At 73.9% G+C, this 24,442-nt stretch carries 22 protein-coding genes; 15 read left to right on the top strand and 7 right to left on the bottom strand.

The window, feature by feature from the left end; genetic code table 11:
- Positions 1-131: 131 nt before the first annotated feature.
- From ACFC1T_RS13875 to ACFC1T_RS13850, 6 genes are all read left to right on the top strand, one after another.
- Positions 132-1,253, top strand: a complete 1,122-nt coding sequence (locus ACFC1T_RS13875) for an alpha/beta hydrolase (RefSeq protein ID WP_375887761.1) — start codon at positions 132-134, stop codon at positions 1,251-1,253.
- Between the two features lie 32 nt (positions 1,254-1,285).
- Positions 1,286-2,536, top strand: coding sequence for an acyltransferase (locus tag ACFC1T_RS13870; protein ID WP_375887760.1), 1,251 nt, complete (start codon positions 1,286-1,288; stop codon positions 2,534-2,536).
- Positions 2,537-2,783: 247 nt separating this feature from the next.
- Positions 2,784-4,697, top strand: coding sequence for a galactose oxidase-like domain-containing protein (locus tag ACFC1T_RS13865; RefSeq protein WP_375887757.1), 1,914 nt, complete (start codon positions 2,784-2,786; stop codon positions 4,695-4,697).
- A 31-nt stretch (positions 4,698-4,728) separates the two neighbouring features.
- Positions 4,729-7,122 (top strand): Dyp-type peroxidase, encoded by a 2,394-nt coding sequence (locus tag ACFC1T_RS13860; RefSeq protein WP_375887754.1) that lies wholly within the window; start codon positions 4,729-4,731, stop codon positions 7,120-7,122.
- Positions 7,123-7,201: 79 nt separating this feature from the next.
- Positions 7,202-7,549 carry an MmcQ/YjbR family DNA-binding protein gene (locus tag ACFC1T_RS13855; RefSeq protein WP_375887752.1) on the top strand — a complete coding sequence of 116 codons (348 nt, stop codon included), beginning with the start codon at positions 7,202-7,204 and terminating at the stop codon, positions 7,547-7,549.
- A gap of 187 nt (positions 7,550-7,736) precedes the next feature.
- Positions 7,737-8,951, top strand: a complete 1,215-nt coding sequence (locus ACFC1T_RS13850; RefSeq protein ID WP_375887749.1) for an alpha/beta hydrolase — start codon at positions 7,737-7,739, stop codon at positions 8,949-8,951.
- Positions 8,952-8,965: 14 nt separating this feature from the next.
- On the opposite strand, the gene ACFC1T_RS13845 is transcribed toward ACFC1T_RS13850, so the two are convergent.
- Positions 8,966-9,949 (bottom strand): helix-turn-helix transcriptional regulator, encoded by a 984-nt coding sequence (locus ACFC1T_RS13845; protein ID WP_375887747.1) that lies wholly within the window; start codon positions 9,947-9,949, stop codon positions 8,966-8,968.
- Positions 9,950-10,099: 150 nt separating this feature from the next.
- On the opposite strand from ACFC1T_RS13845, the gene ACFC1T_RS13840 reads away from it, so the two are divergent.
- Complete coding sequence (locus tag ACFC1T_RS13840) at positions 10,100-10,678, top strand: TIGR03086 family metal-binding protein (protein ID WP_375887744.1); 579 nt, start codon at positions 10,100-10,102, stop codon at positions 10,676-10,678.
- A gap of 69 nt (positions 10,679-10,747) precedes the next feature.
- Here the strand turns inward: ACFC1T_RS13840 and ACFC1T_RS13835 are convergent, their stop codons facing one another.
- Both ACFC1T_RS13835 and ACFC1T_RS13830 read right to left on the bottom strand, forming a co-directional pair.
- Positions 10,748-11,761: an aldo/keto reductase gene (locus ACFC1T_RS13835; RefSeq protein WP_375887741.1), complete on the bottom strand. Its 1,014-nt coding sequence runs from the start codon at positions 11,759-11,761 to the stop codon at positions 10,748-10,750.
- Positions 11,758-12,261, bottom strand: coding sequence for a MerR family transcriptional regulator (locus tag ACFC1T_RS13830; RefSeq protein ID WP_375887738.1), 504 nt, complete (start codon positions 12,259-12,261; stop codon positions 11,758-11,760). Before ACFC1T_RS13830 ends, ACFC1T_RS13835 begins: the two co-directional genes overlap by 4 nt.
- A gap of 115 nt (positions 12,262-12,376) precedes the next feature.
- Here ACFC1T_RS13830 and ACFC1T_RS13825 point away from each other — a divergent pair, with 115 nt between their 5' ends.
- The gene (locus ACFC1T_RS13825; RefSeq protein ID WP_375887735.1) at positions 12,377-13,210 is read left to right on the top strand and encodes a serine hydrolase domain-containing protein; all 834 of its coding nucleotides are present in this window, start codon (positions 12,377-12,379) and stop codon (positions 13,208-13,210) included.
- Between the two features lie 2 nt (positions 13,211-13,212).
- Here ACFC1T_RS13825 and ACFC1T_RS13820 read toward each other — a convergent pair whose 3' ends face one another.
- Entirely contained in the window at positions 13,213-13,989 is a 777-nt protein-coding gene (locus ACFC1T_RS13820) for a pirin family protein (protein WP_375887733.1), read from the bottom strand.
- 253 nt (positions 13,990-14,242) lie between these two features.
- Here ACFC1T_RS13820 and ACFC1T_RS13815 point away from each other — a divergent pair, with 253 nt between their 5' ends.
- The 5 genes from ACFC1T_RS13815 (at position 14,243) to fabF (ending at position 19,308) form a co-directional block, all read left to right on the top strand.
- Positions 14,243-15,439 carry a PucR family transcriptional regulator gene (locus ACFC1T_RS13815; RefSeq protein WP_375888120.1) on the top strand — a complete coding sequence of 399 codons (1,197 nt, stop codon included), beginning with the start codon at positions 14,243-14,245 and terminating at the stop codon, positions 15,437-15,439.
- 91 nt (positions 15,440-15,530) lie between these two features.
- Complete coding sequence (locus ACFC1T_RS13810; RefSeq protein ID WP_375887730.1) at positions 15,531-16,499, top strand: ACP S-malonyltransferase; 969 nt, start codon at positions 15,531-15,533, stop codon at positions 16,497-16,499.
- Positions 16,496-17,533, top strand: coding sequence for a beta-ketoacyl-ACP synthase III (locus tag ACFC1T_RS13805; RefSeq protein ID WP_375887728.1), 1,038 nt, complete (start codon positions 16,496-16,498; stop codon positions 17,531-17,533). Before ACFC1T_RS13810 ends, ACFC1T_RS13805 begins: the two co-directional genes overlap by 4 nt.
- Before the next feature lie 81 nt (positions 17,534-17,614).
- Positions 17,615-17,863, top strand: a complete 249-nt coding sequence (locus tag ACFC1T_RS13800) for an acyl carrier protein (protein WP_375887726.1) — start codon at positions 17,615-17,617, stop codon at positions 17,861-17,863.
- Positions 17,864-18,045: 182 nt separating this feature from the next.
- The gene (fabF, locus tag ACFC1T_RS13795) at positions 18,046-19,308 is read left to right on the top strand and encodes a beta-ketoacyl-ACP synthase II (protein ID WP_375887723.1); all 1,263 of its coding nucleotides are present in this window, start codon (positions 18,046-18,048) and stop codon (positions 19,306-19,308) included.
- A 66-nt stretch (positions 19,309-19,374) separates the two neighbouring features.
- Here fabF and ACFC1T_RS13790 read toward each other — a convergent pair whose 3' ends face one another.
- Together ACFC1T_RS13790 and ACFC1T_RS13785 are read right to left on the bottom strand one after the other, a co-directional pair.
- Positions 19,375-19,869, bottom strand: coding sequence for a DUF3145 domain-containing protein (locus tag ACFC1T_RS13790; RefSeq protein ID WP_270147090.1), 495 nt, complete (start codon positions 19,867-19,869; stop codon positions 19,375-19,377).
- 365 nt (positions 19,870-20,234) lie between these two features.
- Positions 20,235-21,260: an NADP-dependent oxidoreductase gene (locus ACFC1T_RS13785; protein WP_375887719.1), complete on the bottom strand. Its 1,026-nt coding sequence runs from the start codon at positions 21,258-21,260 to the stop codon at positions 20,235-20,237.
- Positions 21,261-21,365: 105 nt separating this feature from the next.
- Here ACFC1T_RS13785 and ACFC1T_RS13780 point away from each other — a divergent pair, with 105 nt between their 5' ends.
- Together ACFC1T_RS13780 and ACFC1T_RS13775 are read left to right on the top strand one after the other, a co-directional pair.
- Entirely contained in the window at positions 21,366-21,830 is a 465-nt protein-coding gene (locus ACFC1T_RS13780) for a MarR family winged helix-turn-helix transcriptional regulator (protein ID WP_375887716.1), read from the top strand.
- Between the two features lie 117 nt (positions 21,831-21,947).
- Positions 21,948-23,450, top strand: a complete 1,503-nt coding sequence (locus ACFC1T_RS13775) for an LCP family protein (protein WP_375887713.1) — start codon at positions 21,948-21,950, stop codon at positions 23,448-23,450.
- A gap of 7 nt (positions 23,451-23,457) precedes the next feature.
- Here the strand turns inward: ACFC1T_RS13775 and ACFC1T_RS13770 are convergent, their stop codons facing one another.
- Positions 23,458-24,378, bottom strand: coding sequence for a 1-aminocyclopropane-1-carboxylate deaminase/D-cysteine desulfhydrase (locus ACFC1T_RS13770; RefSeq protein WP_375887711.1), 921 nt, complete (start codon positions 24,376-24,378; stop codon positions 23,458-23,460).
- Between the last annotated feature and the right edge of the window lie 64 nt (positions 24,379-24,442).

Genomic DNA, 24,442 nt, shown 5'->3' with positions numbered 1-24,442 from the left:
GTCCCCCTCATACCCCGGTAGCACCGGGTAGTTGGCCCCGCGGTGTGACGTCCGCGGGGCCGTCGTCTTCCTACCTTCCTCCTCGTCGAAAGCCGAAGCCGGCTGCCGAACGGACGAGGGAGAACAGGGACATGCGCAAGCTCCGTACCAAGCGGGCGCTCGCCGCCACCGCGCTGGCGCTGGCGGCGGTGCTCGGCGCGGGCGGCTGGGCCGCCGACACCCAGGCCGCCGTCACCGGCCCGCCGCCCGGCAGCGCCGCCTGGACCGCCGACACCGCACTCGGCCTGCGCCTCCCCGACCCGGCCACCAGCACGCCCGCCCAAGTGGCCGCCTTCTTCGCCGGGTTGACGCCCGCCCAGCAGCAGGCCCTGGCCGCCCGGCACCCCCTGGTGGTCGGCAACCTGGACGGCGCCCCGGTCCCGCTCCGGTACCGGGCCAACACCCTGGCCCTCACCGCCGAACGCGACCGGGAACTCGCCCGGACCACCGACCCGGCCCTCACCCCGCAGGACCAGCAGGCCGCCCGCACCCGCGCCGAGCGCTACCGCACCCTGCTGGACGGCGGCCGGCAGGTCCTCGCCTTCGACCCGCGCGGCCGCGGCCAGGTCGCCGAGGTGTTCGGCGACCTCACCACCGCCCCCCGCACCGCCGTGATCGTCCCCGGCTCGGACATCGACCTGCTCACCTTCGACCGCGCCACCGAGCCGTACGGCACCCCCGTCGGCATGGCCCGCGCCCTGTACCGGGCCACCGACGGGCGGACCGCCGTGATCGCCTGGGCCGGCTACACCACCCCGGTCGGCGTCGGCGTCGACGCCGCCACCGAGGACCTCGCCCGGGCCGGCGCCGACCGCCTCGACCGGTTCCTGGACGGACTCGCCGCCAGCACCACCCCGCAGGCCCCGCCCACGGTGTTCTGCCACAGCTACGGCTCGGTGGTCTGCGGCCTGGCCCGCCCGACCCCCGCCCGGGCCTCCGGCCTGGTGGTGCTCGGCTCGCCCGGCATGGGCGTGGACTCGGCCGCCGACCTCGACCCCGCGGTGCCGCTCTGGGCCACCGACCGCAACGACTCGGACTGGATCGGCGACGTGCCCAACGTCCGGTTCCTCGGCCTCGGCCACGGCGCCGACCCGACCGACCCCGGCTTCGGCGCCCGCCCGCTGCCGTCCACCGGATCCCACGGCCACACCGGCTACTTCACCCCCGGCACCGCCTCCCTCGCCGCCTACGCCGCCATCGCCCAGGGCCGCTGAGCCCCACCCCCCGCCAAGGAAGGAGCACCACCATGGCCCGCCCCACCAGCACCCTGCCCCACCCCGTCGCCGCCCTGCGCCGCGCCGCCGCGAAGGTCGACGCGAAGACCCCCGCGAGCCGCGACCGCGCCCTGGACGGCCTGCGCGCCCTCGCCCTGCTCTCCGTCCCGATCGGCCACTGGATGCTCGGCGGCCTGACCCTCTCCGCCGACGGCGCCCTGCACAACGCCAGCCCGCTCTCCGCCCTGGGCGGCCTCGCCCCGGCCAGCTGGGTGCTCCAGATGCTCGGGGTGTTCTTCCTGGTCGGCGGCCACTCCTCGGTCCGCTCGCTGGAGCGGGCCCGGGAGAACGGGCTGACGTACGGGAGTTGGCTGCGGGCCCGGACGGTCCGGCTGCTGCGGCCGGTGCTGGGGGTGACGGCGGTGTGGGCGCTGCTGATCCCGCTGCTGCCCCGGCTCGGGGTGCCCGCGGACACCCTGCGCACCGGCGCCACCCTGGTGGTGCAGCCGCTCTGGTACATCGGGGTGTACCTGGCGCTGACCGCGCTCACCCCGCTCTGCGTGGCCTTCGGGCGGCGGCTCGGCCCGTGGTCGGCGGGCCTGCTGGTGGCCTCGGTCGCGCTGGTCGACCTGCTGCGGTACGGGCCGTGGGCCGAGGCGGTGCCGTCCTGGCTGGGGCTGCTGAACCTGCTGCCGGGCTGGATGTTCGGCTACCAGCTGGGCGTGCTGTGGGCGCAGGGCCGGCTCGGCCGGTCGGCCGCCCGGGTGCTGCTGTTCGGCGGCGCGGCGCTGTTCGCGGTCCTGCTGGTGGTGTTCCACTACCCGGCGAGCATGGTCGGGGTGCCGGGCGTCGAGCGGACCAACTCGCACCCGCCGTCCCTGCTGGTGCTGGCCCTGGCCGCGGTGCAGTGCGGCGCGGCGGTACTGCTGCGGGAGCGGCTGGGCCGGCTGCTGACCCGCCGTCCGCTGCTGTGGCTGCCGGTGGTGGCGGTCAACCTGTCGGCGATGACGATCTTCTGCTGGCACCAGAGCGCGATGCTCGCGGTGGCGGTGCCCGGCGCCGCCGGCCTGGGCGCCCTGCCGGGGCTAACCACCGCGCCGGACTCGCTCGGCTGGGTGGCCGCCCGGCTGGCCCTGCTGCCGCTGTTCGGGGCCGCCCTGGTGACGATCGGGTGGTTCACCCGGCGCTTCGACGGGCCGTGGACGGCCTTCTCCCGGGCCGGCAAGGCGCTGGCGGGCACGGCAGCGGCGCTGTTCGCCGCGTACGCGCTGGGCATGGTGTGACACCCCGGCGACCACGCCGGCGATCACCGCTCCGAAGGGGCGCGCAACCGAACGGTGCGCGCCCCTTCGGCCGTTCCAGCGCATCCCCGGAAGGGGCACCGCTCCAAGGGAGGCACGGCACATGCGTCGCACCACGCACTGTGATGTTCTGTGACGGTCGGCGACCATCGCTGGACCGCGCCCGCCCACGGCCCGTCCGTCCGCATTCGCCCCCTCCCCGAACACCCCTCCCTCCCCGAGGAGATCCATGCCCCCGTCCCCGTCCCGCCCGCGGTCCCGGCCCCGGGGCCGCCACCGGCTGCCGGCCGCCGCCGTGGTCCTCGCGGTCACCACCGGAAGCCTGTTGAGCGCCGCCGCCCCGGCGCTCGCCCACGGCGGGGACGACCTCGCCCCGCACGTCGACTCCCGCCGGGTCGCCGAGGAGGTGCGGCAGGACGAGGTCGCCGCCCTCGGCCGGGAGCACGCCGAGGAGCACGCCCGGATGCGCGCGGCCGTCCGTGGCGTCGGCGACTACCCGCAGACCACCCGCACCAACCGGTACAACGCCCTGACCGCCTCCCAGGCCCAGCTCAACAAGGCCTTCGCGCCGGAGACCTTCGGCGCCTTCAAGGAGTACTTCCCCTCCCCCGACTTCGGCGACCACGTCGCCCTGCTGCCCACCGGCAAGGTCCTGCTGTTCTCCTTCGAACGGATCGAGACCAACCCCGAGAAGGAACCCGCCCCCACCCAGACCATCGGCAAGGAGAACGCCGGCCGGGCCTTCCTCTGGGACCCGGCCAAGGGCACCGGCAAGGACGCCTTCCAGCGGGTCGACCCGCCGGTCTCGGACATGCCGGACGGCCTGGACGAGCCCCGCCCGGTGCCGTTCTTCTGCTCCGGGCACTCCTTCCTGCCCAACGGCATGCTCGGCGTCTTCGGCGGCAACCTGGGCGGCAACGGCGGCACCGGCGCCAAGCTCTCGCTGGTCTTCGACCCGTGGACGGAGACCTGGACCCGCAACCCCGACATGTCGGTGGGCCGTTGGTACCCCTCGGTGGTCACCGGGGCCGACGGCCGCCAGCTGATCATGTCCGGCCAGTCCGAACTCGGCTACGGCACCCCGACCCCGGTGGTCGAACGCTTCCCCGCCAAGGCCTTCCCGGTCCCGGTGAAGAAGACCGACACCCCGAAGAACACCCCGGTCGAACGGTTCAGGGCCGACGCGCCGTTCAGCTTCGACTACCCGCACCTGTTCTCGCTCAACGACGGCAACGTGTACGGCTTCGGCCGCGCCGCGAACGAGCAGTGGCGCTTCGACCCGGTCGCCGAGACCCGCGCCGACCTCACCGCCCGCCCCGACGGCCGCAAGCGCAACTACGGCTCCGCCGTGATGCTGCCCGGCGGGGCGAACGGCCCGGACTCCGCCCTGGTCCTCGGCGGCGACCGGGACAACCCGGGCACCCTGCGCTTCTCCAACGGCAGTTGGACCGCCGAGAAGTCCCGCGCCTTCGGCCGCACCCAGGACGACACCCTGCTGCTGCCCAACGGCCGGCTGATGACGGTCAACGGCGCCTACGACATCCGCGACTACGGCAACGGCCCGTACAACCCGAACGCCGACCTCAAGTACCGGCAGATCGAACTCCGCGACGACCAGGGCAACTGGCAGCTCGGCCCGGTCCAGCGGCTGCCGCGCGGCTACCACTCCAACGCGGTGGTGCTGCCGGACGGCCGGATCATGGTGACCGGCGACGAACTCCAGCAGCTGGCCAACAACACGGACGTCAACGGCACCGTCGACGGCGTCCCGGGCACCACCGGCCCGATCACCATGAACGGCACCATCGAGATCTACGAACCGCCCTACCTCCACCAGGGCGACCGGCCCGCGCTCGCCAACGCGCCCACCACGCCGGTCGGGTACGACAAGAGGTTCACCGTCACCAGCACCACCCCGGGGCTCGCCGCCCGGGCCGTCCTGCTGGCCCCGACCACCTCCACCCACTCGGTCAACACCAGCCAGCGGTACGTCGACCTGCGGCTGACCGGCCGGGCCGGCAACCGGCTGGAGTTCCAGGCCCCGCCGGACGCCAAGGCCGCCCCGCCCGGCTGGTACCTGCTCTTCCTGCTCAGCGACAAGGGCGTGCCCAGCGTCGCGCAATGGGTCCAGCTCTCCGCCTGAAACCCCCACCCCGAAAGGAGCCCCGAGCACGATGACGACGGAACCGAGCCTGCGCGAGAGCGAAGAGATCCAGGGCGACATCCTGGCCGGCTTCAAGAAGGACAACGTCAGCGTCCTGTTCCTCAAGTTCGAGGACGCCGCCCGCGCCCGCGACTGGCTGCGCAGGCTGACCCCGCAGATCTCCACCACCCGCCAGGTCGCCGCCTTCAACGAGGCGTTCAGCCAGGCCAGGAACGCCTCCGGCGGCGACGACCCCAAGTCGCTGACCGCCACCTGGCTGGGCCTCAGCTTCACCCACGAGGGCCTGCGGATGCTCGCCGCCACCGACCCGTTCCCCACACCCCCGCCGGTCGGCGGCGGCCTGGAGGCCTTCAAGGAGGGCTCGGCCCAGCGGGCCGGCGCGCTCGGCGACACCGGCGACAACTCCCCGGAGAACTGGCTGTTCGGCAACGGGAGGAACCAGCCCGTCCACGCCCTGCTCAAGATCTCCGCGGACACCGAGCAGGACCTCCAGGCGGCCGTCGAGGCGCAGCGGATCGCCGCCGCCGAGTGCCGGGTCCTGATCGTCTACCAGCAGAACGCCCGGACCCTGCTGGGCAGTCGGCGCGGCAAGGAGCACTTCGGCTTCAAGGACGGCATCAGCGAGCCCGGCGTCAAGGGCTTCGACCGGCCGAACCCGGGCAAGCCGGAGGAGGAGGACGGCCACCCGGGCACCCGGCTGCTCCCGGCCGGCGAGTTCGTCTGCGGCCTGGAGAACGACCCGTTCAGCGGCCCGCCGTCCCAGTACCCCGAGTGGGCGCGCAACGGCTCCTTCCAGGTGGTCCGCCGGCTCGCCCAGGACGTCCCCGGCTGGTGGTCGCAGGTCTCGGTCAAGCTGCGGGAGCTCAAGCAGGCCAAGGCCGTCCCGGAGAGCGCCACCACCGAGTGGCTGGCCGCCCGGATGGTCGGCCGCTGGCGCTCCGGCGCACCGGTCTGCAAGCACCAGGACCGGGACGTCCCGAACAGCCCGAGCGCCGCCGACGACAACGACTTCGACTTCCGGGACGACCTGGAGGGCCTGGTCACGCCGCTCTGGTCGCACCTGCGCAAGACCAGCCCGCGGGCCGGCCTCCAGGAGAGCCCGGACAAGCCGCCGTTCGACGCCGGGATCCTGGACGGCCGGCGGATCATCCGCCGGGGCACCCCGTACGGCGCCCCGTTCGACCCGGCCTCCGAGGGCCCGGGCGGCCCGGACGACCCGCGCGGGCTGCTGTTCATCTGCTACCAGGCCGACATCCAGCGGCAGTTCGAGTTCATCCAGGCCGACTGGATGGACCAGCCGAACTTCCCGCCGAACCGGGACAGCGGCGGCGCCGTCCCGCCCGGCCACGCCGACCCCAGGCCGGTGCCCGGCAAGGACCCGGTGACCCAGGAGGCCCCGGACGTGGACCACGAGAGCCGGGGGCCGGACGGCCTGATCAACCACACCCCGGTGAGCTTCCAGCAGTTCGTCCGGACCACGGGCTCGGTCTACGCCTTCATGCCCTCGCTCAGCGTCCTGCGCGGGCTCTGCGAGGGCCGGCTCGCCCCGGTCGGGCAGACCGGAACCCCGACCGGCCAGACGGGCCAGAGCGGCACCCAGACGGGTACCCAGACCGGCGGGCAGCCCGGCGGGCAGCCCGAGCCGCAACCGGTGAAGGCCTACCCCTGCGACGAGTTCGTCGGCGTCCCGGACCAGTACCGCAAGGACGGCCGGAGCCGGTACTGGGCCTTCCACGGCGACCGCTGCCGGGTGGTCTCGGTCGCCGACGGCTCCGCCCACACCGACCGCAAGGTCGAGGACGACACCTGGCTGACCGGCTGGACCTGCCTCCAGGGCGTCGGCCGGGTGGACTGCGTACTGCCCGTCCCGGACCAGCAGGACCCGGGCGGCAAGAGCTGGTACTGGGTGTTCCACAGCACCGTCGGCCGCCAGCAGTACCGACTGGTCTCGATCACCTGCGGCGGCGGCCGGTACACCACCGCGCTGGAGCGCTCGGACCGCGACCTCACCTCCTGGGGCTCGCTCAGCGGCGTCGGCCAGGTCGACTGCTGGCTGCCGGTGCCGGACCAGCAGCGGGTCGGCGGGAAGAGCTGGTACTGGTGCTTCCACACCACCAGCGGCCGCCAGCAGTACCGGCTGATCTCGATCGCCGACGGCTCCGCCCACACCGACGTGCGGGAGCGCACCGACCGCGAGCTCTCCCAGTGGAGCTCGCTGAACGGGCTCAGCCGGGTGGACTGCTTCCTGCCCGTCCCGGACCGCCAACGGGTCAGCGGCAGCAGTGAGTTCTGGGTCTTCTGCGGCCAGAGCTACCGCCGGATCTCGGTCGCCGACGGCAGCGGGCACCCGGACCGGCTGGTCGACGGCGACCGGACCTGCGACAACTGGGCCTCGCTCGGCTGAGCGCCGCCCGCGCCCCGCGCCCCCGCGCCCACCCGGGGGTGCGGGGGCGCGCAGCGGGGCCCTGCTCTACCCTGCCGCCATGGTGACGTTCGACGAGTTCCGCGCGATGGCCCTGGCCCTGCCGGAGGCCGCCCAGGAACCGACCTGGGGCATCCAGACCCTGCGGGTGCGCGGCAAGGTCTTCGCGATGGGCGACCCCGACGGCGACAGCGTCACCGTCAAGGCCACCCGCGAGGACCAGGCCGAACTGATCGCCGCCGAGCCCGAGGTGTTCTCCTTCGCGCGCTACGTCGGACGCCACGGCTGGGTGAGCGTCCGACTGGACCTGGTCGACCCGGAGGAGCTGCGCGACGTGGTCACCGAGGCCTGGCGGCGGACGGCCCCCAAGCGGGTGGTCTCCGAACATGACGCCCGCCACTCCGCTTAGCACCGCCGGAACGGCCACACAAGGACGTCGGGAGGACACTCCCGGTTCATGTGATCCATCCCACAGTTTGGGCGTGTCCGTCACCCTCCTGTGACCTCTACGCTTTCCCAGGGAAGTCAGCAAGTCCATTTCGCACCCTCCGGGCACCGCCCGAGAAACGGTGACGGGCCCCAAGGGAGTTGGTGCGGTGCGCAACCGTCGACGCTGGAAGCGGGTACTGATCGGGGCGTTCGCGGGTTGTGCCGTGCTCGCCGACGCGGGTGCCTCGGCAGCCGCCGCCGCGGTCTCCTCGGAGCAGCTGGCGATCTCCACGCCTCCGGCCGGCAGCGCCGCCTGGATCCAGGACCACTCCTTCGGCCGCGTCCTGCCCGACCCGGCCACCACCAGCCCGGCCGACGCCGCCGCCTTCTTCGCCTCGCTCGCCCCCACCGAGCTGGACCGGCTGATCAAGGACTACCCGCTGGTCGTCGGCAACTACGACGGCGCCCCGCTGGACCTGCGCTACCGCGCCAACCGGATCGCCCTGGCGAACGAGCGCGACGCCGCCCGGGCCCGCGCGGCCGACAAGAAGCTGGACGCCGACACCCGCGCCCTGGCCGTCTCCCGCGCCAACGACGTCGACCACCTGCTCACCCCCGACCGGCAGGTCCTCGCCTTCGACCCGCGCGGCCGCGGCCTGGTCACCGAGGTCTGGGGCGACCTCGCCGACGCCGAGCACGTCTCCGTCATCGTCCCCGGCTCCGACGCCGACCTCGGCCACTTCGACCAGGCGGCCGAGCCGCTGCGCTCCCCGGCCGGCATGGCCCGCGCCCTGTACTCCGAGGAGCAGCGCCAGGCCCCGGGCACCCGCACCGCCGTGATCGCCTGGACGGGGTACGTCACCCCCTCGGGCCTCGGCCCGGACGCGGCCACCTCCCGGCTCGCCGACGTCGCCGCGCCCCGGCTGGAGCGACTGCTGGCGGGCCTGCGGGAGACCACCCGCCCGGACGCGCCCCCGGCGCTGCTCTGCCACTCGTACGGCTCGGTGGTGTGCGGCACCGCCGCCCCGAAGATCCCGCGGGCGGCCGCCTCGCCGTCCGACACCTCCGGCATCACCGACATGATGGTGTTCGGCAGCCCGGGCATGGGCGTGCAGTCGGCCGACGAGCTGGGCAGCGGCGTCCACGTGTGGGCCACCCGCAACCCCAGCGACTGGATCGGCAACGTCCCGTTCCTGGAGGTCGGCAAGCTCGGCCACGGCGCCGACCCGACCGGCGGCGGCTTCGGTGCCGAGCAGATCTCCTCCGCCCGCGCGGCCGGCCACAACGGCTACTTCACCGACGGCACCGACAGCCTGCACAACTTCGCGGCGATCTCGCTCGGCGACTACCGCGACGTCGTCCGGCCGCAGTCCAACTCCTAGGCCCTGTTGGGGCGTCACTGCTCCTGGTACAGCCGCAGGGCCTCCGCCGCCGCCCGCGCCAGCTCGCGCCGGGCGGCCGGCGGGCCCAGCACCTCGACCTCGGCGCCGAAGGCCAGCAGCGAGCGGACGGCCGCCGCGGACGGGAAGGCCATCGCCAGCTCGACCCACTCCTCGGCCGCCCCGCTGTCCGTCTCCGGCGGCAGGGCCGTGACCCGGCCGCCGTGGATGCGCAGGAACATGTCCAGCCGCCCGCGCCGCACCCGCACCGGTACCGGCACGTCCACGGGCAGCCGCTCCACCTGCTCGCGCAGCGCCGCCCACACCTCGCCGAGCGCCACCCCGGCCCGGCGGCGCACCGCCTCCTCGGCGGTCTCGGCGGCCAGCACCCGGTCGGCCCGGAACAGCCGCGGCTCGCCGTGCAGATCGGCCACCAGGTACCAGACCGCGGCCTTGTTCACCAGGCCGTACGGGTCGACGGTGTACTCCACCGGCGCGGGCGCCCCGCTGTGCCGGTAGCGCAGCCGCAGCCGCCGGTCGGCGAAGACCGCGTACTGCAGCTCGCCCAGGTCCGGCGGACTGCCGGCGCCCGCCTGCGGGTTCTGCATCCAGCGTGCCGGGTCGACCAGGATCCGCTCGCTGACCCGCTCGGCGGCCGGGCGGTGCGGGGCGGGCAGCGCGGCCATCACCTTGCGCAGCGCCGAGCCGAGCGCACCGTCCAGCCCGAGGTCGCTGTGGGCGCCCTGGGCGGAGAGCACGAACAGGGCCCGTGCCTCGTCGGCGGTCAGCCCGGTGACGTCGGTGCGGTAGCCGGGCAGCAGGTTGATGCCGCCGTGCCGGCCGCGTTCGGTGAACACCGGCACCCCGGCGGCGGAGAGCGACTCGACGTCCCGGTAGATGGTGCGGACGGACACCTCCAGCCGTTCGGCCAGTTCGGTGGCGGGCACCCGGCCCCGGGTCTGGAGCAGCAGCAGGATCGAGAGCAGGCGGTCGGCCTTCATGGCTCCAGGATCCCAAGAATCCTGACGGCACTTGTCAGGTTTTACTGGGAGATTGCGTTCCGAGCCCGACCGAACGGTCCGGGCAGGGGCCGCCCCCGGCAGAGGGCCGCCCCGAGCAAGGACCGCACCGCACCCAGGAGTTGACCGCAGATGAACGCCGTCCAGGACGCCCGCCCCCAGTACCTCGCCGCCCTCGGCCAGTTGGCGCAGCTGGTCGCCGCCGTCACCCCTGCCGACCTCGACCGGCCCACCCCGTGCGACGAGTACACGCTGCGTCAGCTGCTGAACCACGTGGTCGGCGGCATCCACCGGTTCGCCTACATGGGCGAGGGCGGCCTGGCCGCGGACATCCTGCCCGGCATCGAGGACCCGGCGGACGACGGCTGGCCGGCCGCGCTCGCCCGGGCCGCCGCCCGCGCCACCGCCGCCTGGGCGGACGACGCCAAGCTGGGCCGCCCGACCTCCGCACCCTGGGGCGAGGTGCCCGGCGGGATGGTGGTCGGCGGCTACGTGATGGAGACGGTGACCCACTCCTGGGACATCGCCACCGCCCTCGGCAACGGCTTCGCCCTGGACGAGGGGCTGGCCCGCACCGCGCTGGCCGTCGCCGAGCTGGTCCTGCCGCCCGAGGGCCGGGTCGAGGGGGTCCCGTTCGGCGCGGTACTGCCGGTCGCCGAGGACGCCGACGTGCACGCCCGGCTGGCCGCCTGGACGGGCCGCAAGGCCTGAGGCCGCACAACCCCGTGCGGGGCCGGGGAGGTCGACGACCCCCCGGCCCCGCACGGCTGTACCACTCGACTACTCGCGCCCGACCGAGGTGTTGCTCATGTCCGCGTAGCGCTCGCCCGCCACCCGGCCGGCCAGCGGCTCCAGCAGCGCCAGCTCCTCCGTGCTCAGCCGCAGGGCGACCGCGCCGGTGTTCTCGGCGAGCCGGCTGCGCTTGCGGGTGCCGGGGATCGGCACCACGGTCAGCCCGTGCACCTGGGCCCGCTGCTGGACCCAGGCCAGCGCGACCTGGGCGAGCGTCGCGTCGTGGGCGGCGGCGATCTCCCGCAGCGGGGTGAGCAGTTCGCCGTTGGCGACGGCGTTCTCCCCGGTGTAGCGCGGGCTGCTGCGGCGGAAGTCGCCCGCCGTGAGGGTCGCCGCGTCCTGGAAGGCGCCGGTCAGGAAGCCCCGCCCGAGCGGCGAGTACGGCACGAAGGCGACGCCCAGCTCGGCCGCGGCCGGCACCGCGGAGCGCTCGACGTCCCGGGCGAACACCGACCACTCGGACTGCACCGCGGCGATCGGGTGGACGGCGTGCGCCTCGCGCAGCTCGGCCCCGGTCACCTCGGACAGCCCCAGCCGCCGCACCTTGCCGGCCTTCACCAGCTCGGCCATCGCGCCGACCGAGTCGGCCAGCGGCACGGCCGGGTCACGGCGGTGCATGTAGTACAGGTCGATCGTCTCCACGCCGAGGCGGCGCAGCGAGCCCTCCACCGCGGTGCGGATGTACTCCGGGTCGTTGCGGATGGCCCGGCGGCTCGGGTCCTCCTCGCTGCGGTCGATGGCGAACTTGGTGGCGATGACCACCCGGTCGCGGTTGGCGCGGACGAACGGGGCGAGGAACTCCTCGTTGCGGCCGTGGCCGTACATGTCCGCGGTGTCGAACAGGGTGACGCCGGCCTCCAGCGCGGCGTCCAGGGTGGCGCGCGCCTCGTCGGAGTCGGTCGGGCCGTAGAACTCGCTCATGCCCATGCAGCCGAGGCCCTGGACGCCCACCAGCGGGCCGTCGGTGCCGAGGGGTGCGGTGGGGAGGACGGGGTGAGTCATGCGCTCTGCTCTTCCTCTACTCGGTGGTGCTGGCTTCGGACGGGGGCGCCGGCACTGTCGGCGATCCTCCCGGCATAGAGATCGATCTTGTGGTCGAGGACGGCCAGGGTGGCCTGGAGGTCGACGATCCGCTGCCGGACCTCCTCGCGCTGGGTCTCCAGCAGCTCCCGGCGCTCGACGTAGGTCTCGTCGCCGCGGCGGGCCATGTCGACGTACCTGAGCATGTCCGCCACCGACATCCCGGTCAGCCGCAGCCGGCCCAGGAAGGCCAGCCGGCGCAGGTCGCCGTCGCAGTAGCGGCGCTGGCCGCCGGCCGCGCGGTCGACCGGGTCGAGCAGGCCGATCCGCTCGTACCAGCGGAGCGTGTGGGCGGTCAGCCCGCTGACGGCGGCGACCTCGCTGATGGTGTGCCGCGGGGTCCGGTCCGGCTCACTGTCCTGGCCGTTGAAGACCTCGGCGCAGCTGCGCAGACCGGCCCGGGCCCGTACGGGTGTGGCCATGATCGATTCCCCCTGTCCTGTGCCGACGACGCTACCGAGTTGGAGTGCACTCCAAGCAAGCCACCCACCCGGGTGCCCCCGCCACCCGACCGGACCGCACATTAGAGTCGACCGCATGGAGAGCTTGCGGATGATCGACAACTGGCCCGTGCCCCACGCCGCCGCCGCGGTGGTCCGGGGGTCGGACGGCGCGGTGCTGGGCGCCCACGGCCCGCAGCAGCACCTCTTCCCGCTGGCCTCGGTGACCAAGCTGCTCACCTCCTACGCGGCCCTGGTCGCCCTGGAGGAGGGCGTGTTCGAGCTGGACGACCCGGCCGGCCCGCCCGGCTCCACCGTCCGCCACCTGCTCGCCCACACCTCGGGCCTCGGCTTCGACGAGGACCGGCTGTTCTCCGAGCCCGGCAAGCGCCGGCTCTACTCCAACGCCGGTTTCGACGTGCTGGCGGCCACCCTGGCCGAGGCCGCCGGGATCGCGTTCCACCGGTACGTCGCCGAGGCGCTGTTCGAGCCGCTGGGCATGCACGACACCCTGATCAACACCGCGAGCAAGTCCCCGGCCGGCGCCGGCGGCCTGTCCACGGTGGCCGACCTGGCGCGGTTCGCCGCCGAGCTGCAGTCCCCGAAGCTGCTGGACCCGTCCACCGTCCGGCGGGCCACCCACGAGGTCGCCTTCCCCGGCACCAGCGGCGTGCTGCCCGGCTACGGGCACCGCCGCCCGAACGACTGGGGCCTCGGCTTCGAGATCCGCGACGGCAAGAGCCCGCACTGGACCGGCACCGCCAACTCCCCCGAGACCTTCGGCCACTTCGGCCAGTCCGGCACCTTCCTCTGGGTCGACCCGCGGGCCGGCGCGGCCTGCGTCGCGCTCACCGACCGGGACTTCGGCCCCTGGGCCGTGGAGGCCTGGCCGCCGCTGTCCGACGCCGTCCTCGGCGAACTGCGGGGCTGACCTCAGCCGTACGAGACCGGCGAGTGCATCTCCCAGAGCAGGAGTTCGGCGCCGGTCTCCCCGGCCGCCGGGTCGGTGAAGGCCTCGCCGGTGACCCGCACGCTGTCGCCGGGCGCCATCGACCGCCCGGCGCCCTTGGGCCCGGGCACGGTCCGGTAGCCCAGGGAGCCGGCCGTCAGGTGGGCGTACCGCCAGGGCGCGGCGGGCAGTTCGGGCAGCGGCTGCCAGGGGCCGGCGGTGGCCAGCCAGAGCGCGGCGTCGCGGCGGCGCAGCCGCAGGGCGTCCGTCCCGGCGTCGCGTTCCAGGCCGGAGGCCAGCAGCGTCAACCCGCCGTCCGCCCGCTCCACCTTGCGCAGCCCGTACGCGGGGGCGGCGTCGAACTCGTCCGGCTGCAGCCACATCTGGACGAAGCGCACCGGCCCGGTGGCGCCGCCGACGTTGCGCTCGGTGTGGGTGACCCCGGAGCCGGCGCTGAGGTGCTGGACCATGCCCGGGCGCACCACCCCGCCGTGGCCGTGCGAGTCCCGGTGGGCCAGCGCGCCCTCCAGCACCCAGGTGAGGATCTCGGTGTCCCGGTGCTTGTGCTCCTCGAACCCGGCGCCGGGCGCCAGGAGTTCCTCGTTGCACGCGAGCAGCGCGCCGAAGTGGGTGTTCTTCGGGTCGTAGTGGCCGGAGAAGGAGAACGCGTGTCGGGTCTCGATGCCCTCGGCGGGGGTGGAGCGGTAGCGCTCGGCGGTGCGGCGCTGGTCGGCGCGGGGGCGGGCGGCGTCGTCGGTCACGCCCCTCACCGTACTGCTCCGGACGGCGCGCGCCGGGGCGCGGACGCGCCCCGCGCCCCGGGGCCGTGAGCGGCACCACCGTGCCCCCGCACCGGGGGGTGTGCACGAGCAGTCACTCGCGTGAGGCAGTCTTGTCCTTGTGCCAGCCGCTTCCGCGAACTCCAAGAGCGAACCCACGCCGCCCGCCGAACCCACCGGGAAGAGCCCGGCTCCCCGGACCGCCCGCGACCGCCCCGGCCGCCCCGCCCCCCGTCTGACCGCCCAGGAGCGCCGGAACGCCGCCGAGCGGGCCGAGCGCCGGGCCGCGACGCTCAAGCGGCTGGAGAAGTCCTCGGGGAAGCTGGCCACCGCCGCGATCTCGCGGATGGACGACCAGCTCGGCTGGTACCGGCGGATGCCGCCGGAGCACCGCTCCTGGATCGGCCTGGTCGCCCAGGCGGGCATCGCCGCCTTCACCGAGTGGTACCGCCACCCGGAGGCCGCCCGGGCGATCTCCACCGACGTCTTCGGCACCGCCCCGCGCGAGCTGACCAGGGCGATCACGCTGCGCCAGACCGTGGAGCTGATCCGCACCACGATCGAGGTGATGGAGGAGGCCATCGAGGAGGTGGCCGCCCCCGGCGACGAGGCGGACATGCGCGAGTCCGTGCTGGTCTACGCCCGGGAGATCGCCTTCGCCACCGCCCAGGTGTACGCCCAGGCGGCCGAGGCGCGCGGCGCCTGGGACGCCCGGCTGGAGGCGCTGGTGGTGAACTCCCTGCTGTCCGGCGACGCCGACGAGGGCGTGCTGTCCCGGGCGGCCGCCCTGGGCTGGGGGCAGCCCAGCCAGGTCCGGGTGGTGATGGGCAGCGCGCCGGACGGCGACAGCGAGCTGGTGGTCGAGGCGATCCGCCGGGCCGCCCGGTACGCCAAGCTGAACGTGCTGACCGGGGTGCTGGGCAAGCGCCTGGTGGTCGTGGTCGGCGGCGAGAAGGAGCCGGTGCACGCCGCCCGGGCGCTGATCGGCCAGTTCGCGCCGGGCCCGGTGGTGATCGGCCCGACCGTGCCGGACCTGCTCTCGGCGACCCGCTCGGCGCACGCCGCCGCGTCCGGACTGCGCGCCTGCGCCGCCTGGCCGGACGCCCCGCGCCCGGTGCTCGCCGACGACCTGCTGCCCGAACGGGCGCTCGCCGGGGACCAGGCCGCCCGCCGCCAGTTGGTGGAGGAGATCTACACACCGCTGGACGAGGCCGGCTCCGCCCTGCTGGAGACGCTGAGCGTCTACCTGGAGCAGGCGTCCTCCCTGGAGGGCGCGGCCCGAATGCTCTTCGTGCACCCCAACACGGTGCGCTACCGGCTACGACGTGTGACCGACGTCACGGGGTACGCCCCCTCCGACGTACGTTCGGCGTTCACCCTGCGGATCGCACTGGCCCTCGGCCGGCTCACCGCCGCCGGGGAGCCCGGTTGAGCCGGGGTGTAGGGACCATACAATCCCGGATGGTTTTCTTCGTTACCGTCGCCTACCCGCCCCCGGGCGCCTGGCGAGAGAGGGTTGAACCGTGCTCGTAATCGTCGCCCCTGGACAGGGTGCCCAGTCCCCCGGTTTCCTCAGCCCCTGGCTGGAGCTGGACGGTGTCGCCGACCGCCTGCGCCGTTGGTCGGAGCCCGCCGGGCTCGACCTGGTGCACGCCGGGACGGAGGCCTCCGCCGAGGAGATCAAGGACACGGCCGTCGCCCAGCCGCTGCTGGTCGCGGCCGGTCTGGTGACCGCCCGCGCGCTGTTCCCGGACGAGGACGTCGCCCGCAAGCTGACCGGCGCCGTCGCCGGCCACAGCGTCGGTGAGATCACCGCCGCCGCCCTCGCCGGCGTGTTCGGCGCGGCCGAGGCGCTGACCTTCGTCCGTGAGCGCGGCCTGGCCATGGCCGAGGCCGCCACCGTCACCGAGACCGGCATGACCGCCGTGCTCGGCGGCGACCCCGAGGTCGTCGCGGCGAAGCTGGCCGAGCACGGCCTGACCGCGGCCAACAACAACGGCGGCGGCCAGATCGTCGCGGCCGGCACGCTGGTCCAGCTGGAGGCCCTCAAGGCCGACCCGCCGGCCGGCGCCAAGCTGATCGCGCTCAAGGTGGCCGGTGCGTTCCACACCGAGCACATGGCCCCCGGTGTCGAGCGGCTCGCCGCGCTGGCCCCGAGCCTGGCCGTGGCCGACCCGCAGGTCACCTACGTGTCCAACAGGGACGGCGGGGTCGTCGACTCCGGCGCCGAGGTGCTGGCCCGCCTGGTGTCGCAGGTCTCCAACCCGGTCCGCTGGGACCTCTGCACGGAGACCCTCGGCCGGCTGGGCGCGACCGCCGTGATCGAGCTGTCCCCCGCGGGCACGCTCACGGGGCTGCTCAAGCGCAACCTCAAGGGCGTGGCCACGCTCGCCCTGAAGACCCCCGCCGACCTGGACAAGGCCCGTGCGCTCATCGCGGAGCACAGCGGCCAGGAGCAGCCGGACCAGCAGGACCAGGAGGACCTGGCATGACCAAGCCCCAGATCCGCCCCGCCACCGGCGCGCAGTACTCCCGGATCCACGGGGTCGGCGGCTACCGCCCGGTCCGGGTCATCCCCAACTCCGAGGTCCTGGAGTGGATCGACTCCTCGGACGAGTGGATCCGCACCCGGAGCGGGATCGCCGAGCGCCGCTGGGCGGGCCCGGAGGAGAGCGTCGCCGAGATGTCGCTGCAGGCCGCCGGCAAGGCCGTCGCGCAGGCCGGCATCTCCGCCGAGCAGATCGGCGGCGTGATCGTCGCGACCGTCTCGCACCTCAAGCAGACCCCCGCGATCGCCACCGAGATCGCCGAACGGCTCGGCTGCGGCACCGCCCCGGCCTTCGACATCTCGGCCGCCTGCGCCGGCTTCGGCTACGGCCTGGGCCTGGCCGACGGCATGATCCGCGGCGGCAACGCCGAGTACGTGCTGGTGATCGGCGTCGAGCGGCTCAGCGACCTGACCGACAAGTCGGACCGCTCGACCGCCTTCATCTTCGGCGACGGCGCCGGTGCCGCGATCGTCGGCCCGTCCGACACGCCGGGCATCGGCAAGCTGATCTGGGGCTCGGACGGCTCGCAGTCCGACGTCATCAGCCAGACGCAGGCCTGGGACACCGCCTTCGCCAAGCCCGACGCCATCAACGGCCCGGGCGAGGAGCAGGACCACAAGTGGCCGGCCCTGCGGATGGACGGCCAGCCGGTGTTCCGCTGGGCGGTCTGGGAGATGGCCAAGGTGGCCCAGCAGGCGCTGGACGCCGCCGGGATCACCGCCGACCAGCTCGGCGCCTTCATCCCGCACCAGGCCAACATGCGGATCACCGACGCCATGATCAAGGCGCTCAAGCTGCCCGCGTCGGTGCCGGTCGCCCGCGACATCGCGGAGACCGGCAACACCTCCGCGGCCTCCATCCCGCTGGCGATGGAGCGCATGCTGGAGTCCGGCGAGGCCCACAGCGGCGACCTCGCGCTGATCATCGGGTTCGGGGCGGGTCTCGTCTACGCCGCGGCAGTCGTTACGCTCCCCTAGGCGCGTTTCGCCCCACCCCATCCACAAGCCCGTGCCCGGCCGACGGTCGGACACGTTCAACACCGAAGAGGAGCAGCCGGTATGGCTTACACCAAGGACGAGGTCCTGGAAGGTCTCGCCGAGATCGTCAACGAGATCGCCGGTATCCCGGGCGAGGACGTCCAGGAGGACAAGTCCTTCACCGACGACCTGGACGTCGACTCGCTGTCCATGGTCGAGGTCGTCGTGGCCGCCGAGGAGCGCTTCGACGTCAAGATCCCGGACGACGAGGTCAAGAACCTGAAGACCGTCGGCGACGCGGTGAACTACATCCTCACCAACGCCGCCTGAGCGATCGACTCGTACGAGTCGCCCAGTCCGTCCGGCGTGACGCACGCCCAGGACGGCTGACCCGTCGGCCCGGCTCCGAGAGCCAGGCCGACCCGCCGGCCGGGACGCCCCACCGGGCGCCCGGCCGGGCCCTTCTTCGGCTCGCCGCCGACCCCGCACGAAACGTGAAAGAAGAGAAACCAGTGACCGCTGAGAACCGAACCGTGGTCGTCACGGGTATCGGCGCCTTCACGCCGCTGGGCGGCGACGCCGCCACCACCTGGGAGAACCTGATCGCCGGGCGCTCCGGAGTGGCGGCGCTGACCGAGGAGTGGGCCCAGGACCTGCCGGTCCGGATCGCCGCACGCACCGCGGTCGAGCCGGGCGAGATCCTGCCCCGCCCGCTGGCCCGCAAGCTCGACCGCTCCGCCCAGTTCGCGCTGATCGCCGCCCGCGAGGCCTGGGCCGACGCCGGCTACGAGACCCCGGCCACCGACGAGTCCTCCAAGCTCGCCCCCGAGCGCCTGGGCGCCGTGATCGCCTCCGGCATCGGCGGCGTGACCACCCTGCTCGACCAGTACGACGTACTGCGGGAGAAGGGCGCCCGCAAGGTCTCCCCGCACACCGTCCCGATGCTGATGCCCAACTCCCCGGCGGCCAACGTCGGCCTGGAGGTCGGCGCCCGCGCGGGTGTGCACACCCCCGTCTCCGCCTGCGCCTCCGGCGCCGAGGCGATCGGCTACGCGATCGAGATGATCCGCAGCGGCCGCGCCGACGTCGTGGTGGCCGGCGGCACCGAGGCGGCCATCCACCCGCTGCCGATCGCCGCGTTCGCCAACATGATGGCGATGTCCAAGAACAACGACGAGCCCGAGCGTGCCTCGCGCCCGTACGACAAGGCCCGGGACGGCTTCGTGCTGGGCGAGGGCGCCGGCGTGGTCGTGCTGGAGTCGCTGGAGCACGCCGAGGCCCGCAACGCCCGGATCTACTGCGAGGCCGTCGGCCAGGGCCTGTCCTCGGACGCCCACCACATCGCCCAGCCCGAGCCGACCGGTGCCGGTGTGGCCCGCGCGCTGGCCGACCTGTTCGACCGCAACGAGCTGGACAAGGCCGAGATCGTGCACGTCAACGCGCACGCCACCTCGACCCCGCAGGGCGACACCGCCGAGCTCAAGGCGCTCCGCAAGGAGCTGGGCGAGGACCTCGACCACATCCTGGTCTCCGCCACCAAGTCGATGACCGGCCACCTGCTGGGCGGCGCCGGCGGCATCGAGACCGTCGCCACCGTGCTGGCGCTGCACCACCGGATCGCCCCGCCGACCATCAACGTCGAGGAGCTGGACGACGAGGTGGACGCGAAGGTCGTGACCGAGGCGACCCCGCTGCCCGAGGGCCGGATCGCCGCGCTGAACAACTCGTTCGGCTTCGGCGGCCACAACGTGGTGCTGGCCTTCCGCACCCGCTGACGCCCGTGACGGAGGGGCCGGCGCTCGATCCGGGCGCCGGCCCCTCCGTCGTGTCGTCCCGCGGGCTCAGACCACCTGGTGCAGCCAGCGCACCGGGGCGCCCTCGCCCGCGTAGCGGAACGGCTCCAGCTCGTCGTCCCAGGGCTTGCCCAGCAGCCGGGAGATCTCGGCCTCCAGGTCGGCCCCCTCGCTGCGGGCCCGCAGCAGGACGGCCCGCAGCCGGTCCTCGGGGATCAGGATGTCGCCGTGGATGCCCGTGACGGCGTGGAAGATGCCGAGCGTGGGCGTGCTGCTGTACCGCTCGCCCTCCGCCGTGGCGCAGGGCTCGCTGGTCACCTCGTACCGCATCAGCTGCCAGCCGCGCAGCGCGGAGGCGAGCTTCGAAGCGGTGCCGGGCTCCCCCTGCCAGGAGAGCTCGGCACGCCAGTGCCCGGGTGCGGCCGGCTGGCGGATCCAGTCCAGGCTCACCCGCACACCGAGCACCCCCGCGACGGCCCACTCGACGTGCGGGCACAGCGCGCGGGGCGCGGAGTGGATGTAGAGAACTCCACGTGTCGTCACCGGGACCTCCAGGCTGTGGACGAGGGTCGCCTTCCCCAGCTGCCTCGTGCCTGCAGTTGATCCACAGTTACCCACGTTAGCCGACATTAAGCTACTAAATTGAGCAAAACGGACAGGCTTTCGCTCAATGCTAGTCGAATCCTCAACGAGGTCTACCCCTCGGCCGGATCTCTCCCCCGAACGGCCCCATCGCCGGGCGGGACCACCGTACCGCGCGGCGCGGGGCGATGGATGACGCACTTTCGGATCCGGCCGGAATGCGGTAGTGCGGCCGGATCCCCTGCGCCGTGCACGCGAACCGCCCCGCGCGCCCGGTCGGGGCGGCGGGGCGGGTTCGACTCCGGACCAAGGGCCCTGACGGAGGGTCAGCCGTCCAGGCGGACCACCATCTTGCCGGTGTTGACGCCGCGGAGCAGGTCGAGGAAGGCCTCGACGGCGTTGTCGAAGCCGTCCACCACGGTCTCCTCGGAGCGCAGCTCGCCGGAGCGCAGCCAGCCGCCCACCTCGGCCACGAACTGCGGCTGCAGGGCGGCGTGGTCGCCGACCAGCATGCCCTCCAGGCGCAGCCGCTTGCCGATCGCCATCGCCAGGTTGCGCGGGGCGGCGGGCGGGGTGGTGTCGTTGTACTGGGCGATCGCGCCGCAGAGCACCGCGCGGCCGTGCACGCCGAGGGCGCCGATCGCGGCCTCCAGGTGGTCCCCGCCGACGTTGTCGAAGTAGAGGTCGATGCCCTCCGGGGCGGCCTTGGCGAGCTGCTCGGCGACCGGGGCGTCCTTGTAGTTGAAGGCCGCGTCGAAGCCGAAGTCGTCCACCAGCTTGGCGACCTTCTCCGCCGAGCCGGCCGAGCCGACCACCAGCGAGGCGCCCTTGAGCCGGGCGATCTGGCCGACCAGCGAGCCGACGGCGCCGGCCGCGCCGGAGACGAAGACCTTGTCGCCCTCCTTGAGGGCGCCGACGGCGAGCAGTCCGGCGTAGGCGGTCAGGCCGGGCATGCCGAGCACGCCGAGGTAGGCGGAGAGCGGGCCGGCCGCCGGGTCGACCTTGACCGCGCGCTTCGCGTCCAGGGTGGCGTACTCGCGCCAGCCGAGCCCGTGCAGCACGGCGTCGCCGGGGGCGAAGCCCTCCGCCTCGGAGGCGACCACGTAGCCGACCGCGCCGCCGTCCATCGCCTGGCCGAGCTGGAACGGGGGCACGTAGGACTTGGTGTCGTTCATCCTGCCGCGCATGTACGGGTCGACCGAGAGGTGGGTGTTGCGGACCAGGATCTCGCCCGGGCCCGGGGTCCGGACCGGGGCCTCGACCAGGGCGAAGTCGGCGGGCACCGGCCAGCCCTGGGGGCGGGCGGCGAGGTGCCATTCACGGGCGGTCGCGGGGGCGGCCTGCTCTGCCATGGAGGTGCTCCTTGGGGGGGTTTCGGCAGGTAAAAGGTTGAGTAACTGAAGTAACGATGGACATGAAAGGTTCATGTTGTCAACTTTTCAGGTAGACTCTGGGGCATGGACACCCAGCAGACCGAGGTCGCCACGCCGCAGTCCGACGAGATCACCCGCGAGGTCGTCGACCTGATGGCCAACCTGGTCGCCCTGTTCCATCGCGAGTACGAGGAGGCCGCCGCCGCCCGCTCGCTCACCGGCGCCCAGGCCAAGGTGCTCGCGCTGCTGCGGCGCGGCCCGCTGCCGATGCGCCACATCGCCCAGACGCTCAGCTGCGAGCCCTCCAACATCACCGGCATCGTCGACCGGCTGGAGGCCCGCGGCTTCGTCACCCGGGAGGCCGACCGGCAGGACCGCCGGGTCAAGCTGGTCGCCGCCACCGAGACCGGCGCGGCCGCCTCCGAGGAGCTGCGCGAGTCGCTCAACTTCGCCCGCGAGCCGCTCGCCGCGCTCGGCCCGCAGGAGCGCACCGTCCTGCGGGACCTGCTCCGGCGGATGCTCACCGGCGCCGCCGACCCCGGCGCGTGAGCAGCATCACAGCACTGCTGCCCGATTCGCCCGCACTCAGGAGGTAACCGAACGGCCTTCCGGAACGTCTAACGTTCGAACATCGAACGCGAGAAACGTGAAGACGGGGGGCACGGGATGAGCAGCAGCACGCGCCGGCGCCGCTACCTGCGGACCGCCATCGGCCTGGCCGCCGTTCTGGTGCTGTCGGTCGTGGGGGCGGGGGCCTGGTTCTACCACCGGCTGGACAGCAACATCACCACCTTCGACGCGGGCGGCGTCGCCACCGAGCGCCCGCCGGCCCCCGTGCCGGCCAGCCCCGGCGCCCAGGTGCCGGTCAACATCCTGCTGCTCGGCTCGGACACCCGCGACGACGGCAACAACTCGCTGGGCGGCGGCGACGAGGGCGTCGGCAACTCGGACACCGCGATCCTGGTGCACGTCTACGCCGACCACAAGCACGCCGTCGGGGTCTCGATCCCCCGCGACACCCTGGTCACCATCCCGTCCTGCAAGCTGGCGAACGGCAGCTGGAGCAAGCCCCGCACCGACCAGATGTTCAACTCGGCGTTCAGCCTCGGCGAACTCGCCAAGGGCAACCCGGCCTGCACCCAGAACACCGTGGAGAACCTCACCGGGCTGCGGGTCGACCACACCGTCGTGGTCGACTTCAAGGGCGCCGCCGCGATGACCGACGCCATCGGCGGCGTGGACGCCTGCGTGCCCAACGACGTCAACGAGTACGGCATCCAGCTCAAGAAGGGGATGCAGAAGCTCTCCGGCAAGTCCGCGGTCGACTACCTGCGGACCCGGCACGGCATCGGCGACAACTCCGACATAGGCCGGATGAAGCGCCAGCAGGCCTTCCTCTCCTCGATGATCAAGAAGGTCCAGTCCCAGGGCTTCTCCCTGCCCACGCTGCTGCCGCTGGCCGACGCCGCCACCAAGTCGCTCACCGTGGACGAGGGCCTCGGCACCGCGATGAAGCTGGTGGACTTCGCCCGCTCGCTGGAGGACATCAAGCTCTCCGACGTCACCTTCGTCACCGCCCCCTGGCGCTTCGCCGGGGAGCGGGTGCGGCTGGTCCAGCCGGACGCCGACGCGCTGTGGAAGCTGCTGCGCGAGGACCGCACCCTGGACGGGCAGGGCACCGCCGGCACCGGCGCGGCCACCGCCGCCGCTGCCTCCGCCTCCGCCTCGCCGAGCGCGGGCCCCGGGACGAACGCGCCGCTCACCGCCGAACAGGCCGGCGCCCCGGTCACCGTGGTCAACGGCGTCGGCACCGCCGGGCTGGCCGGCTCCGGCGCCGAGACCCTCAAGGGACGCGGCTTCCAGAACGTCACCCTCGGCGCCAACAACCCCGGCAAGCAGCACACCGAGGTCTCCTACGACCCGACGCTCAAGACCACCGCCGACCAGGTCGCCGCGCTCTTCCCCGGCGCCCGCACCGTCGAGGAGCCCGGCTCGGGCGCGATCACCGTCACCCTCGGCGCGGACTACCGGGCGGCCGGCACCCAGCTGAACTCGGTGACCGCGCCCTCGCCCACGGCCACCGCGCCCAGCGGGATCCCGACCGGCATAGCGGAGAACACCCGCGGCGCCGACACCGACCCCTGTGCCGACCTGACCTTCGGATCCTAGGGCCCGGTTACTCCGGGTCCGGCAGGCCGGTGACCACGGCCGTCAGGCGGGTGCCGCGCACGAAGGCACCCGCCGCGGCCAGGTCGGCCAGGGCGGCGAGCAGCTTGGCGACGTACCGGCGTTCCACCGGGATGCCGTGGCGGCGTTCGAACTCCGCGGCGAAGGCGGCGAGTTCGGCCGGGACCTTGCCGTAGCCGCCGCCGTGGTGCGCGTGGTCGATCCGCCAGTTGGCGAACTCCCGCCCGAACCCGGCCCGGTGCAGCCGGGCGACCTCCGCCTCCAGGTAGCCCTCGCCGCCGCGCAGCACGGCCACCCCGAGCGCCCGGGCGCCCGGCGGCAGGCCCGCCGCGATCCCGGCCAGGGTGCCGCCGGTGCCCACCGGGCAGCAGACCACGTCGTGCCCGCCCAGGTCGGGCAGTTCGGCCGCGATCGCGGCCGCGCCGACCGCGGCCAGGGCGTTGGAGCCGCCCTCCGGGAGCACCAGGCAGCGGCCCCAGCGGCGCTCCACCTCCGTACCGTCGCCGGTGCCGTCCCCGGCGAGGGCCCGGCCGGTGGCCTCCCGGTAGGCGGCCCGGGTGAGGAACTCCAGCCGCATCCCGGAGCGTTCGGCGGCCCGCAGCGACCAGTTGCGCGGCCGGTCGGCCAGCTCCTCGCCGCGCACCAGCCCGACGCTCTCCAGTCCGAGCGCGCCGGCGGCGGCCGCGACCGCCCGCAGGTGGGTCGAGTAGGCGCCGCCGAAGGTCAGCAGCCGGGTGTGCCCCTGTTCGACGGCGGCGGCCAGGTTCGGGGCCAGCTTGCGCCACTTGTTGCCGGGGACGGTCGGGTGCAGCAGGTCGTCCCGCTTGAGCCGCAGCTCCACCCCGGCCCGGGCGAACACCCCGTCGGTGCAGTCCACCAGCGGGGTCGGCAGCAGGGCGGGTTCGAGCATCCGGCCAGCTTATGGGCCCGGGACGCCCGCCGGCCCGGACGCCCGTTCGTTCGGCGTCCGGGCC

Source organism: Kitasatospora sp. NPDC056076, assembly GCF_042266305.1.
GTDB lineage: Bacteria > Actinomycetota > Actinomycetes > Streptomycetales > Streptomycetaceae > Kitasatospora.
The sequence above is the reverse complement of the archived record's forward strand: the minus strand, read 5'-3'. Positions and strand labels throughout refer to the sequence as shown.

Bases quoted from the DNA above. Each gene is read 5' to 3' on its own strand.
- ACFC1T_RS13855 (WP_375887752.1), top strand. From the start codon at position 7,202: ATGGTGACGTTCGACGAGTTCCGCGCGATGGCCCTGGCCCTGCCGGAG.
- ACFC1T_RS13775 (WP_375887713.1), top strand. From the start codon at position 21,948: ATGAGCAGCAGCACGCGCCGGCGCCGCTACCTGCGGACCGCCATCGGC.
- ACFC1T_RS13800 (WP_375887726.1), top strand. From the start codon at position 17,615: ATGGCTTACACCAAGGACGAGGTCCTGGAAGGTCTCGCCGAGATCGTC.
- ACFC1T_RS13805 (WP_375887728.1), top strand. From the start codon at position 16,496: ATGACCAAGCCCCAGATCCGCCCCGCCACCGGCGCGCAGTACTCCCGG.
- ACFC1T_RS13840 (WP_375887744.1), top strand. From the start codon at position 10,100: ATGAACGCCGTCCAGGACGCCCGCCCCCAGTACCTCGCCGCCCTCGGC.
- ACFC1T_RS13870 (WP_375887760.1), top strand. From the start codon at position 1,286: ATGGCCCGCCCCACCAGCACCCTGCCCCACCCCGTCGCCGCCCTGCGC.
- ACFC1T_RS13865 (WP_375887757.1), top strand. From the start codon at position 2,784: ATGCCCCCGTCCCCGTCCCGCCCGCGGTCCCGGCCCCGGGGCCGCCAC.
- ACFC1T_RS13770 (WP_375887711.1), bottom strand. From the start codon at position 24,378: ATGCTCGAACCCGCCCTGCTGCCGACCCCGCTGGTGGACTGCACCGAC.
- ACFC1T_RS13785 (WP_375887719.1), bottom strand. From the start codon at position 21,260: ATGGCAGAGCAGGCCGCCCCCGCGACCGCCCGTGAATGGCACCTCGCC.
- ACFC1T_RS13825 (WP_375887735.1), top strand. From the start codon at position 12,377: ATGGAGAGCTTGCGGATGATCGACAACTGGCCCGTGCCCCACGCCGCC.
- ACFC1T_RS13830 (WP_375887738.1), bottom strand. From the start codon at position 12,261: ATGGCCACACCCGTACGGGCCCGGGCCGGTCTGCGCAGCTGCGCCGAG.
- ACFC1T_RS13780 (WP_375887716.1), top strand. From the start codon at position 21,366: ATGGACACCCAGCAGACCGAGGTCGCCACGCCGCAGTCCGACGAGATC.
- ACFC1T_RS13860 (WP_375887754.1), top strand. From the start codon at position 4,729: ATGACGACGGAACCGAGCCTGCGCGAGAGCGAAGAGATCCAGGGCGAC.
- ACFC1T_RS13845 (WP_375887747.1), bottom strand. From the start codon at position 9,949: ATGAAGGCCGACCGCCTGCTCTCGATCCTGCTGCTGCTCCAGACCCGG.
- ACFC1T_RS13835 (WP_375887741.1), bottom strand. From the start codon at position 11,761: ATGACTCACCCCGTCCTCCCCACCGCACCCCTCGGCACCGACGGCCCG.
- ACFC1T_RS13875 (WP_375887761.1), top strand. From the start codon at position 132: ATGCGCAAGCTCCGTACCAAGCGGGCGCTCGCCGCCACCGCGCTGGCG.